Below are 12,861 nucleotides of genomic sequence, written 5' to 3'. Positions count from 1 at the left end.
TCACGTATTCGCCGCCGACCCGGGAGCAGCATTGACGAACACCGCAATGGGATCCTTCTCTGCCCCCATCGAGATTCGTGGGTTGACGAAGACGTTCAAGGCGGCGCGCGCGGTCAACGACCTGAGCTTCGACGTTCAGGCGGGCTCGATCACCGGGTTTCTCGGCCCGAACGGTTCGGGCAAGACGACCACGTTGCGGATGCTCCTCGGACTGGTGTCACCGACGTCGGGATCGGCCACGATCAACGGCACTCCGATGCGTTTGCTGCCCAACCCGGCCCGGACCGTCGGCGCAGTACTCGACGTCGGCAGTCTCCATCCGAAACGAACGGCGCTCGGACACCTCGAGATTTACGCGGCCGCTATCGGCATGCCGACTCAGCGCGCAGCGCAGGTTCTGGACATGGTCGGTCTGAGTTCGGTCGGAGCCCACAAGACCGGCACCTTCTCACTCGGGATGCGCCAACGCCTGATCCTTGCCACCGCGATGCTCGGTGATCCCGAGATCCTCGTCCTCGACGAACCCGCGAACGGACTCGACCCCGAAGGCATGGCGTGGCTACGTCAGTTCCTGCAGACCTTCGCCGGTTCCGGCCGAACCGTACTGATCTCGAGTCACGCGCTTCGTGAAGTGGAAGCGACCGTCGACAGCGTGGTCATCGTCAGCGCCGGCTCACTCGTCTACCAAGGGACCATGGACGAACTTCGCCGCTCCCAGCGCAGTCGACTGCTCGTCTCGTGTTCCAACCCAGCGCTCCTCGCCACGGCCTTGGCCGCTCGCGGAATCATCGACGCCCAGATCACCCAGGACGGACGGCTCGCCGTGGGCGGCACCGACACGTCGGTGCTCCCACCGGTGGCATCCGCCGCCGGTGTCACGATCTTCGGTGTCGCGACCGAAGGCGCAGATCTCGAGCAACTGTTCCTCGCGATGACAACACCGCAGTACGCGGTTCCCCAGGTCGGATACCACCGCCCACCCGGTCCCGGTTCCGGACCGGGCTATTACGGCCCTGCCGCATACGGACCTTCCGGAGGACACAGATGACCACGCTCGTGCGCGCGGAGACACTCAAAGTTCTCACCCTGCGCTACTGGTGGGCACTGGCCATCGCACCGGTCGTCGTGGCCGTGCTGATTGCTGCCTCGACTCGGACGTTCGTCGAAGTTGTGGCCGATTCGGCCGACACCACTTTCGACGTCGATGTCGTGTCCACCGGCGTCAGCCTCGGTGTCTCCAACACGCTTGTCCTGGTGTTCGCGGCCGTCTTCGGAGCACTCACCGCCGGATCCGAATTCGGCTACAAGACTCTCACCACAACGTTCCTCACAGCTCGCGGCCGCGACGGAGTTCTCGGCGCAAAACTTGCCGTCGTCGCGGTATTCGCCGTCGGCTACGCACTGGCGGTCGAAGTAGTCAGCATCGGCGCGATGTTGCTCTTCGGCCGGGACTTCAGTTTCACCACCGATCTCTTCGCCATCTGCGCCGCAGGCATTCTGGCGTGCGCGCTGTGGGCACTACTCGGCGCCGGGGTGGCCCTGCTCACCGGTTCGTCGATGGCCGGTGCCCTCTCGGTCATCCTGTGGTTCGTCTTCGGTGAATGGATCGTTCGCGCCGTGCTGCTCGCGATGGATCTCGGTGGGATCGGGGCCGCGCTTCCGGTGTCGGCAACGATCGGCACGATCGTCAATGCGGCACCGTCGATCGACGTCGACGCGTTTGCGTCCTGGCCGAGCGGCCCGATGATGCTGGCCGCTTGGGTAGTTCTGTTCTGCGGGCTCGGTTGGCTACGGACCAGGACCCGCGACATCACCTGAAAAAGCTGTCTGGGGCCGGGTCTACCGTGGATCTCGATGAACACGATCAACACGGACAGTCCGGTAGCTGGAGAGGTGGATCGAGCTCCGGGCTGGATCCGCCGCTTGGCCCACGCATGCTGGTTGCACCGAAGAGTTGCGATCGGCGCGCTACTCGTTACGGTCATCGCCTCTGCGATCGACATCTCGTTTCCTCTCCTGACCCGCTATGCGCTCGACGCCGCAAGCCAGGAGAACCCGGGCAAGGTGATCGGGTTCGTCGCGTTGGCGATCGCGTTACTCGCGATCGTCCGCTTCGCGTGCCAGTACGGCCGACGGATGCTTGCCGGCCGACTCTCGCTCGACGTTCAACACGACTTGCGGCTCGCCCTGCTCGGTTCGCTGCAACGCCTCGACGGACGAGGGCAGGATCAGATCCGCACAGGCCAGGTGGTCTCCCGGTCCATCACGGATCTGCAGCTCGTCCAGGGTTTGCTCGCGATGGTGCCGATGTCCGCGGGAGCGCTCCTGCAATTCGTGCTGGCGATCGGCATCATGGCGTGGCTCTCGCCGCTGTTGACTCTCGTCGCTGTCGCCGTCATCCCAGCAGTAGGGCTGGTGGTGTTCCTGATGCGACCGATGCTCTTCGCCGCAACATGGTCCGCGCAGCAGCGTGCCGCCGACCTCGCCCAACACGTCGAGGAAACCGTCACCGGCGTTCGCGTCGTCAAGGGATTCGGGCAGGAACAACGAGCCGTCGACCAGCTGGAGGAACATAGCCGCACGCTGTACTCCGAGCGCCTTCGCGCCGCGTGGTTGAACGCGAAATTCGCGCCAACCATGGCCGCCTTGCCCCAGCTCGGGCAGGTGGGAGTGATCGCTCTCGGCGGGTATCTCGCACTGCACGACAAGATCACCGTGGGAACGTTTCTCGCGTTCGCCACCTACATCGTGACGATGACCGGAGTCACCCGAACTCTGTCGTCGGTCATCGTCATGGCGCAGCTGGCGCGCGCCGCTGTAGAGCGTGTCTACGACGTCATCAACGCTCAGCCGGACATCGCCGATCCAGACCATCCGGTGGACCTGCCCGACGGTCCTCTCGGAGTCACCTTCGACGACGTGGCATTCGGATTCGACACCGAACGCGACGTCCTGACCGGGCTGAACCTCCGCATAGAACCGGGCGAGACCGTCGCCGTCGTGGGTCCGGCCGCGTCGGGCAAGACCGCGTTGTCCTTGCTTCTCCCGCGGTTCTACGCACCGACTTCGGGTGCGGTGACAGTCGATACCGCCGGCGAGACGTTCCCCATCGGCGAACTGCGCAGTGAGCAGCTTCGTGCCGCCGTCAGCCTCGTCTTCGACGAACCGTTCCTGTTCTCGGACACCATTGCCGCCAACATCGCACTTGGCCGCGAGGACGCCTCCGACGAGGACATCCGCGACGCAGCAGCACTGGCACAGGCAGATTCGTTCATCGAGGCACTCCCGGACGGATACGACACCGTTGTCGGTGAACGAGGTCTGACGCTGTCGGGCGGCCAGCGTCAGCGCATCGCACTTGCCAGGGCACTGCTCGTCGACCCACGGATCCTGGTCCTCGACGACGCGACCTCCGCAGTCGATGCGGCTACCGAAGCCGCGATCTTCGACGCGTTCCGGGCCAGACGGCGCCAGACCACGCTCATCCTCGCTCACCGGCGGTCCACCCTGACGCTCGCAGACCGGGTCGCGGTTCTCGACGGCGGACGGATCATCGACTCCGGAACCGTGGACGAACTGGAAGCGCGATGTCCGCTCTTTCGTGCCCTGTTCTCCTCGCCGCCGGAACTACCGGCCGAACTCGACGACGTCGACTCCGATGCTTTCGGACGTGACCGCAGCGAGCCGACAACCGAGCAGTTGTGGCCGCAGGCACCGGAATCCGAAGCCGACAGCACAGCCGCTACGACGCAGGGTGCGGGCGGACCGATGGCCGGAGCGCTCAGCGGAATCGCGGTGACGCCGTCCCTGCGGGCAGCAGTCGACGCTCTCCCACCCGCACGCGAAGACCCCGGAATCGCTCCTGAGAGCCTGCGCGAATCGAATCCACAGTTCTCACTCCGACAGATCTTGACGCCGGTCCGCTGGGTTCTACTGGCGGTTGTCGTGTGCCTTGCGCTGGACTCCGCAGCGGCGATCGCATTTCCCTCCCTCGTCAGATACGCGATCGACCACGGAGTCGTGACCGCGGACAGCAGCACGCTCTGGATAGCGACGGCATTCGGCGCGCTCCTGGTCGCCGCGGACTGGGTCGTCGTCGCGGTCATGACGGTGCTCACCGCCCGGGCCGGCGAACGCGTGTTGTTCGGGCTCCGCGTACGCAGCTATGCACACCTGCAGCGCCTGGGCCTGGACTACTACGAACGTGAATTGTCCGGGCGCATCATGACGCGCATGACCACCGACGTCGACGCGCTGTCGTCGTTCATCCAAACCGGCATGTCGACGGCGATCGTGAGCGTTCTGACCGTCGGCGGAATTTCGATCGCACTCCTGGCGACCGACGTGACGCTCGGACTGGTGGCGCTGGCCGTCATCCCACCGCTCGTGGTTGCGACCGTGATCTTCCGCAAGATCTCCTCGGTTGCCTACAGCCAGTCCCGCGAACGGATCTCGCTCGTCAATGCCGACTTCCAGGAGAACATCGCCGGTCTGCGAGCGGCTCAGGCCTACCGCCGCGAAGAAGGTGCGGCGCGTAGGTTCGCAGAACGCTCCGAAAGCTACCGCCGATCGCGGATGCGGTCGCAGCGAGCCATTTCGATCTACTTCCCGTTCATCTCGTTCCTGTCCGACCTCGCGTTGGCCGCAGTGGTGTTCGTCGGCGCGCACCAGATCGCCAACGGGTCGACGTCACCCGGCGTACTGATCGCTTTCGTGCTCTACCTCGGCCTGCTGTTCGGACCGATTCAGCAACTCTCACAAGTGTTCGATGGTTACCAACAGGCAAACGTCGGATTGCAACGAATCGGTGACCTTCTGCGTACTCGGAGTTCGATCGAAACAGCCGACAGCGAGGATCTGATCGCGATCTCCGGACGGCTCGACGGCGCCGTCCATCTCGACGGGGTCGGGTTCCGGTACTCGGGTGCGGACGTCGACGCCCTCTCCGATTTCGATCTGCAGATTCCGCCGGGCACGACGGTTGCCCTCGTCGGCAGAACTGGTGCCGGGAAGTCGACGGTGGTGAAGTTGCTCGCCCGCTTCTACGACCCGACGTCCGGATCCGTCGACGTGGACGGAACCGACATCCGGAACTTCCACCTCTCGCAGTACCGACGTCGCCTCGGCGTGGTCCCGCAAGAGGCGCATCTGTTCACCGGCACGGTCGCCGACAACATCGCGTACGGGAGGCCGTCGGCGTCGCACGCGGAGATCGAGGAAGCGGCGCGTTCCGTCGGCGCACTGAATTCGATAGCCGACATGCGTGGAGGCATGAATCATCCCGTCGGCGAGCGCGGTCAGGGGCTCTCGGCAGGCCAACGCCAACTGATCGCATTGGCCCGTGCCGAACTGGTCGACCCGGACCTTCTGCTCCTCGACGAGGCGACCGCGACGCTCGATCCCGCGACCGAACGAATGGTGCTCGAAGCAAGTCGGTCGGTCACCCGGAAACGGACTTCCGTCGTCGTAGCTCACCGCCTCGCGACAGCTGCCCGAGCGGACCTCGTTGTCGTAGTTGACCGGGGACGTATCGTTGAATACGGCCCGCACGATGTTCTGCGGTATGCCGGTGGTCACTACTCGGGACTCTGGGATGCATCGCAGGCGCGTGAGGGGAATAATCTGACGTCGAGAACTGTCATCGAAGGCAACCCCGTCGCGTGACAGTCGGCACGGATTTGTACCGCCGAGAGGTAGTGCGCGATCGCAAGATCACGGACTTCCGTGAGACAGCTCACAAATTGTGTGCCGCACAATTGCTCGTCACACGCTCGGGCTAATCTCATATATATAGGCGCTCTGATCGGGTACCGAAATAGAAACGAGGCGAACACCTGCCGTGAGCAGCAGTTCTACATCCCAATTCGGACAGAACCAGTGGCTGGTTGACGAGATGTACCAACGCTTCCAGGACGATCCGTCGTCCGTGGATCCCAGTTGGCACGAATTCTTGACCGATTACTCGCCGGACTCGGCGAACACGGGAGGTGGAAACGGGACTGCCTCGAACGGCAACGCGGCTGCACCCGCCGCTGTTGTAGCTCCGCCTGCTGCTCCCAAGGCCACGCCTCCCGCCCCCAAGACCGCACCTCCTGCGCCGCCTGCCAAGGCTGCCGCACCGGCCCCCGCGAAGACGGCAGCGCCCGCCGCGAAGGCCGCCCCGGCCAAGCCTGCAGCAGCCAAGCCTGCGGCCGCTCCCGCGAAGCCCGCTCCCGCCGGCGGAGCCGAGGAAACCAAGGTTCTCCGCGGCGCCGCAGCAGCAGTCGTCAAGAACATGTCGCTCTCGCTCGAGATTCCGACAGCAACCAGCGTGCGTGCCATCCCCGCGAAGCTGATGTTCGACAACCGCATCGTCATCAACAACCACCTCGCGCGTACCCGCGGCGGCAAGATCTCGTTCACCCACCTCCTGGGTTACGCGATCGTCCAGGCAGTCAACGCGTTCCCCAACATGAACCGGCACTTCGCCGAAATCGACGGCAAGCCGAACGCGGTCACCCCCGAGCACACCAATCTCGGACTCGCGATCGACCTTCCCGGCAAGGACGGCAACCGCTCACTGGTTGTTGCCGCCATCCGGAACACCGAGTCGATGAACTTCGTCCAGTTCCACGCGGCGTACGAGGACATCGTCCGACGCGCCCGTGAAGGCAAGCTCACCGGCGAAGACTTCACCGGCGTCACCATTTCGCTGACCAACCCGGGCGGCATCGGCACGGTTCACTCCGTTCCTCGCCTGATGAAGGGCCAGGGCGCCATCATCGGTGCCGGCGCGATGGAATACCCCGCCGAGTTCCAGGGCGCCAGCGACGAGAAGCTGGCCGAGATGGGCGTCGGCAAGTTGATGACTCTCACCTCGACCTACGATCACCGCATCATCCAGGGTGCCGAGTCGGGCGATTTCCTGCGCACGATCCACAACCTGCTGATCAGCGACGAGTTCTACGACGAGATCTTCCACGCGCTCGGCAACCCGTACGAGCCGGTGCGTTGGCGCAAGGACGTGCCGGAAGGCGCTGTCGACAAGAACACCCGTGTTCTCGAACTGATCGCTGCATACCGTGACCGCGGCCACCTCATGGCCGACACGGACCCGTTGCAGTTCGTCAAGGACAAGTTCCACAGCCACCCCGACCTCGACGTCATCAGCCACGGCCTGACGTTGTGGGATCTGGACCGCGAGTTCAAGGTCGGCGGCTTCCACGGCCAAGAGAAGATGAAGCTGCGCGACGTGTTGAGCGTGCTGCGCGACGCGTACTGCCGCCACGTCGGCGTCGAGTACACGCACATCCTCGAGACGGATCAGCGTCAGTGGATCCAGGACCGCGTCGAGGGCCATCACGCCAAGCCTTCGGTCGCTCAGCAGAAGTACATCCTGAGCAAGCTCAACGCCGCCGAGGCCTTCGAGACGTTCCTGCAGACCAAGTACGTCGGCCAGAAGCGCTTCTCGCTCGAAGGCGCCGAAGCCGTCATCCCGATGATGGACGCCGTGATCGACCAGGCCGCCGAGCACCAGCTCGACGAGGTCGTCATCGGAATGCCGCACCGTGGCCGTCTCAACGTGCTTGCCAACATCGTCGGCAAGCCGTACTCCAAGATCTTCACGGAGTTCGAGGGCAACATGAACCCGGCAGCCGCTCACGGCTCCGGCGACGTGAAGTACCACCTGGGCGCCAGCGGAACGTACATCCAGATGTTCGGTGACAACGACATCGCTGTCTCCTTGACCGCCAACCCGTCTCACCTCGAGGCCGTCGACCCGGTTCTCGAAGGCCTGGTCCGCGCAAAGCAGGACATCCTCGACAAGGGCGAAGAAGGCTTCACCGTCCTGCCGCTCATGCTGCATGGTGACGCTGCATTCGCCGGTCAGGGCGTTGTCGCCGAGACGCTGAACCTCTCGCTGCTTCGCGGCTACCGCACCGGCGGCACCGTACACATCGTCGTGAACAACCAGGTCGGCTTCACCACCGCTCCGGAACATTCACGCTCGTCCGAGTACTGCACCGACGTCGCGAAGATGATCGCCGCACCGGTCTTCCACGTCAACGGCGACGACCCCGAGGCGTGCGTCTGGGTTGCTCAGCTGGCCGTCGACTTCCGTGAGAAGTTCGGCAAGGACGTCGTCATCGACCTCATCTGCTACCGCCGCCGCGGTCACAACGAGGGCGACGATCCGTCGATGACCCAGCCGGCGATGTACGACGTCATCGACACCAAGCGCAGCGTTCGTAAGAGCTACACCGAGTCCCTCATCGGCCGCGGTGACATCTCGCTCAAGGAAGCCGAAGACGCACTTCGCGACTACCAGGGCCAGCTCGAACGGGTCTTCAACGAGGTCCGTGAACTCGAGAAGTTCCAGCCCGAACCGTCCGAGTCCGTCGAACTCGACCAGACTCCCCCGGCTCGCCTGACCACGGCTGTCGCTCCCGAGGTTCTCGAGCGCATCGGTGATGCGTTCGTCAACGTCCCCGACGGCTTCACCGTTCACCCGCGCGTCAAGCCGGTTGCCGAGAAGCGCCGCGAGATGGCCCGTGAGGGACATGTCGACTGGGCGTTCGCAGAATTGCTCGCGTTCGGCTCGTTGGCCGAGCAGGGTGCCTTGATCCGCCTCGCCGGTCAGGACTCCAAGCGTGGAACGTTCACGCAGCGTCACTCGGTCCTCATCGACCGCAAGACCGGCAACGAGTACAGCCCGATCGCCAAGATCGCTGCCGACGCCGAAAACGGCGGCAAGTTCATGGTCTACGACTCCGCACTCACCGAGTACGCAGGTCTGGGCTTCGAGTACGGATACTCGGTGGGTAACCCCGACGCTCTGGTCCTGTGGGAAGCGCAGTTCGGTGACTTCGTCAACGGCGCGCAGACCATCATCGACGAGTTCATCTCTTCGGGTGAGGCCAAGTGGGGTCAGCTCTCCGACGTCGTGCTGCTCCTGCCACACGGTCACGAGGGTCAGGGTCCGGACCACACCTCCGGTCGCATCGAGCGTTTCCTTCAGCTGTGTGCAGAAGGCTCGATGACCGTCGCGGTTCCGTCGACTCCGGCCAGCTACTTCCACCTGCTGCGTCGCCATCACCTCGACGGCATCCGCCGTCCGCTGGTGGTCTTCACGCCCAAGTCGATGCTGCGTAACAAGGCTGCAGTCAGCAACGTCGAGGACTTCACGACGGGCAAGTTCCGTTCCGTCTTCGAGGAGCCTGCATTCGAGAGCGGCGAAAGCGCCCGCGAATCGGTCAAGCGGGTTCTGCTGGTCAGCGGCAAGCTGTACTGGGAGCTTCTGGCGAAGAAGCACAAGGACGAGCGTGACGACATCGCAATCGTGCGCATGGAGCAGCTCTACCCCGTGCCGAAGCGTCGTCTCAAGGAGACCCTGGACCGTTACCCGAATGCGGATCAGTTCCGTTGGGTTCAGGAAGAGCCCGCAAACCAGGGTGCGTGGCCGTTCCTCGGACTGGCTCTGCCGGATCTTCTGCCGGAGACCTTGACCGGCATCAAGCGCATCTCGCGTCGTCCGATGTCCGCTCCCTCTTCGGGATCGAGCAAGGTGCACGCGGTGGAGCAGCAGGAGATCTTGGACGAGGCGTTCCTGCCGACCAACTGAGCAGTGGCGTTCCTGCCGACCAACTGAGCAGTGGCGTTCCTGCCGACCAAGTAAGCAGTGGCAGTACCCAAAGGCCGGGCCCCACATTCCGCAAGGAGTGTGGGGCCCGGCCTTTCTGCGTTCACGTCAATTCGATTGCAGCAGACCCAGATCCGGCCCGGCATCGAAGCCGACGGCGGCCAGTGCCAACGCGGGCAACGACTGAACCGTCAGGTCGATCAGTTCCTCGCGGGTGATGGCGGGCGCGCGGAGCCAACTGATGGTGGCTTCCTCGACAAACGCGATCCAACCTCGAACGGCCAACTCCACCTGAGGCGTTCGAGTCAGGCCGATCTTGGGGAGCTGATCGAGGGTTCTCTTGGCCATGATGTCGCGAGTCTGCTCGAACACCTCACGCATCTGCGGATCCCCGCTGGCGGTCCCCCGGAGCAGCGAGACGTAGGTATTGCGGTTCTCGGTCACGTAGTCGACGTACGACGCCAGCACCGATCGGAGGGTGAGCATCGGATCGTCCGACTCGCTCGGCTCCGTGCGCTGGAGCATCTGTTCACTGCTGTGTCGGACGATGGCGAGATGGAACTCGCTTTTCGACGCGAAGTAGTGGAACAGAAGCCCACGCGACACCCCCGCTTGATCGGCGATGTCCTCGACGGAAATCTGCTCGAGCGGCCGTTCGGCCAGCATGCGCGCCCCGAGGTCGATGAGTTGCGCTCGGCGTTGCGCAGGGTCGAGCCGCGTTCGCTTTACTGCGTCCATGCCCAATAGACTACTGAATATCCGTCAATAAGCTATTGACCGTGACTCAATAAAGGCATATCGTTCCCTACATGAGTCTTCCAGTTACAGATACCTCAGCACCTGCCGCGGATACTCGCCACGTCGGCACACTGATCATCGGCAGCGGTTTCGCCGGTCTCGGTGCGGCGATCAAACTGGCACAGGCCGGCATCACCGACTATGTTGTTCTCGAGCGCGGCAACGACGTCGGTGGAACCTGGCGTGACAACAGCTACCCGGGCGCCGCGTGTGACGTGCCGTCGCATTTGTACTCGTACTCTTTTGCACTCAATCCGGAGTGGACGCGCTCCTTCTCCACCCAGCCCGAGATCTACAAGTACATCCAGTCGGTGGCCAACCGCCACAAGGTGCTCGACAAGCACATCTTCGACTGCGACGTTCTCTCAACCCGATGGGACGAGTCGTCGGCTCAGTGGCACGTCAGCACCAACAAGGGTGAATTCGTCGCAAAGATCGTCGTCTCGGCCGTCGGCGCACTGTGTGAGCCTTCACTTCCGGACATCAAGGGCATCGACGGATTCAAGGGCGAGATCTTCCACTCCTCGCGCTGGAACCACGATGCCGATCTGACGGGCAAGCGCGTGGCCGTCATCGGAACCGGCGCCTCCGCCATCCAGATCGTGCCCGCTATCGGCAAGAAGGTCTCACACCTCGACGTGTACCAGCGCACGGCGCCGTGGATCCTGCCCCGCGCAGACCGCGAGTACACCAAGATCGAGCACCTGGCGTTCAAGTACCTCCCCGGCTTCCAGAAGTTGTGCCGCACCGGTATCTACTGGATGCGAGAGACGCAGGTCGTCGGCCTGGCCAAGGCGCCGGTCTTCATGAAGCCGCTGCAGTTCGCCGCCGAGCGTCACCTGAAGGCTCAGATCAAGGACAAGGATCTTCGTAAGAAGGTCATGCCCAACTTCCAGATCGGCTGCAAGCGCATGCTGATCTCGAACAACTACTTCCCCACCCTCGCCCAGGACAATGTCGACCTGGTGACCGAAGGCATCGAGGAGGTGACCGCCAACGGGATCGTCTCGAAGACCGGCACCACGCGTGAGATCGATGCCATCGTCGTTGCGACCGGATTCCACGTCACCGACTCCCCCACCTTCGCGGGAATCTTCGGCAAGGACGGACGCTCGCTCGCCGAGGTCTTCGAAGAGACCGGTATGCAGGGATACAAGGGCGCGGCAGTTGCCAACTTCCCCAACATGTTCTTCCTGGTCGGCCCCAACACCGGCCTCGGACATTCGTCGATGGTCTTCATGATCGAGTCGCAGATCAACTACCTGGTCGACGCGATCGCCACCATCGACAAGTACGACATCGGCACCATCGAGGTGCGCAAGGACAAGCAGGACAAGTACAACAAGGACCTGCAGGCAGCTATGTCCAAGAGCGTGTGGAACAACGGTGGTTGCGCCAGCTGGTACATGGACAAGCACGGAAACAACACCACCCTGTGGCCTGGCTTCACCTTCCAGTTCCGCAATGCCACCAAGCATTTCGACCTCGCGGCATACCGCAGCGTCGCCACCTCGGATCTCGGCGCCGTCGGCACCGCGACCACTTCACAGATCGACCTCGACGACGAGAAGGCAGTAGCACAATGAGTGATTTTGCAGGCAAGGTCGTAGTCATCACCGGAGCGGGATCGGGCATCGGTCGCGCACTCGCACTGAACCTGGCCGGCCAGGGCGCCAAGTTGGCGATCTCCGACGTGGACACCGTCGGGCTCGCCGAGACAGCCCGTCTGGTGGAGGCCATCGGCGCCGAGGTGAAGTCGGACCATCTCGACGTCACCCAGCGTGAAGCGGTTCTCGAGTACGCCGACGCGGTTGTCGCCCATTTCGGCAAGGTCAACCAGATCTACAACAACGCCGGAATCGCGTACCACGGCACCTTCGAGAAGTCCGAGTTCAAGGACTTCGAACGGGTCATGGACGTCGACTTCTGGGGAGTTGTCAACGGCACCAAGGCATTCCTTCCCCACGTCATCGCCTCCGGTGACGGGCACATCGTGAACGTGTCGAGCCTCTTCGGTCTGCTGTCGATGCCGGGTCAGAGCGCCTACAACTCGGCCAAGTTCGCCGTTCGCGGTTTCACCGAGTCGCTTCGCCAGGAAATGCTGATCGCCAAGCACCCGGTGAAGGTGACCTGTGTGCACCCGGGCGGAATCAAGACCGCCATCGCACGCAACGCCACCGCGGGCCCGGGCGAAGATCTTGCGGTCTTCTCCGAGTTCTTCGACCGCAAGCTCGCGCGCACCACACCTGAGGACGCCGCCAAGACGATCGTCAACGGTGTTCGCAAGAGCAAGCCGCGAGTTCTCATCGGGATGGACGCAATCGCACTCGACGCCTGGGTTCGCCTCGTAGGATCGGGCTACCAGCGCATCGTCGCGATCGTCGCCGGCCGAATGATGCCCAAGTCCAGCTGAGTTCGTTTCACAGCGTCGTTCGTTTCACAGC

The 12,861-nt window shown here is 63.5% G+C and carries 7 protein-coding genes; 6 read left to right on the top strand and 1 reads right to left on the bottom strand.

What is annotated here, in order from left to right:
• Positions 1-46 precede the first annotated feature (46 nt).
• The 4 genes from CPI83_RS09665 (at position 47) to CPI83_RS09650 (ending at position 9,601) form a co-directional block, all read left to right on the top strand.
• Positions 47-1,048 (top strand): ATP-binding cassette domain-containing protein, encoded by a 1,002-nt coding sequence (locus CPI83_RS09665; RefSeq protein ID WP_020723663.1) that lies wholly within the window; start codon positions 47-49, stop codon positions 1,046-1,048.
• A complete protein-coding gene (locus CPI83_RS09660; protein WP_019749328.1) occupies positions 1,045-1,818 on the top strand; it encodes an ABC transporter permease in 774 nt (257 codons plus the stop codon). Before CPI83_RS09665 ends, CPI83_RS09660 begins: the two co-directional genes overlap by 4 nt.
• Before the next feature lie 36 nt (positions 1,819-1,854).
• Entirely contained in the window at positions 1,855-5,664 is a 3,810-nt protein-coding gene (locus CPI83_RS09655; protein ID WP_097387138.1) for an ABC transporter ATP-binding protein, read from the top strand.
• 175 nt (positions 5,665-5,839) lie between these two features.
• A complete protein-coding gene (locus CPI83_RS09650; protein WP_019749330.1) occupies positions 5,840-9,601 on the top strand; it encodes a multifunctional oxoglutarate decarboxylase/oxoglutarate dehydrogenase thiamine pyrophosphate-binding subunit/dihydrolipoyllysine-residue succinyltransferase subunit in 3,762 nt (1,253 codons plus the stop codon).
• A gap of 126 nt (positions 9,602-9,727) precedes the next feature.
• Here CPI83_RS09650 and CPI83_RS09645 read toward each other — a convergent pair whose 3' ends face one another.
• Positions 9,728-10,357, bottom strand: coding sequence for a TetR/AcrR family transcriptional regulator (locus tag CPI83_RS09645; RefSeq protein WP_007736130.1), 630 nt, complete (start codon positions 10,355-10,357; stop codon positions 9,728-9,730).
• Between the two features lie 71 nt (positions 10,358-10,428).
• Here CPI83_RS09645 and CPI83_RS09640 point away from each other — a divergent pair, with 71 nt between their 5' ends.
• Both CPI83_RS09640 and CPI83_RS09635 read left to right on the top strand, forming a co-directional pair.
• On the top strand, positions 10,429-12,003 hold the full coding sequence (locus tag CPI83_RS09640) for an NAD(P)/FAD-dependent oxidoreductase (protein ID WP_097387137.1): 1,575 nt from the start codon (positions 10,429-10,431) through the stop codon (positions 12,001-12,003).
• Positions 12,000-12,830 (top strand): SDR family NAD(P)-dependent oxidoreductase, encoded by an 831-nt coding sequence (locus CPI83_RS09635; RefSeq protein WP_019749333.1) that lies wholly within the window; start codon positions 12,000-12,002, stop codon positions 12,828-12,830. Before CPI83_RS09640 ends, CPI83_RS09635 begins: the two co-directional genes overlap by 4 nt.
• Positions 12,831-12,861: the final 31 nt, after the last annotated feature.

The organism is Rhodococcus sp. H-CA8f, from assembly GCF_002501585.1.
GTDB lineage: Bacteria > Actinomycetota > Actinomycetes > Mycobacteriales > Mycobacteriaceae > Rhodococcus_F > Rhodococcus_F erythropolis.
The sequence above is the reverse complement of the archived record's forward strand: the minus strand, read 5'-3'. Positions and strand labels throughout refer to the sequence as shown.

Coding starts and splice junctions, on each gene's coding strand:
- CPI83_RS09665 (WP_020723663.1), top strand. CDS start 47: ATGGGATCCTTCTCTGCCCCCATCGAGATTCGTGGGTTGACGAAGACG.
- CPI83_RS09660 (WP_019749328.1), top strand. CDS start 1,045: ATGACCACGCTCGTGCGCGCGGAGACACTCAAAGTTCTCACCCTGCGC.
- CPI83_RS09655 (WP_097387138.1), top strand. CDS start 1,855: ATGAACACGATCAACACGGACAGTCCGGTAGCTGGAGAGGTGGATCGA.
- CPI83_RS09645 (WP_007736130.1), bottom strand. CDS start 10,357: ATGGACGCAGTAAAGCGAACGCGGCTCGACCCTGCGCAACGCCGAGCG.
- CPI83_RS09640 (WP_097387137.1), top strand. CDS start 10,429: ATGAGTCTTCCAGTTACAGATACCTCAGCACCTGCCGCGGATACTCGC.
- CPI83_RS09635 (WP_019749333.1), top strand. CDS start 12,000: ATGAGTGATTTTGCAGGCAAGGTCGTAGTCATCACCGGAGCGGGATCG.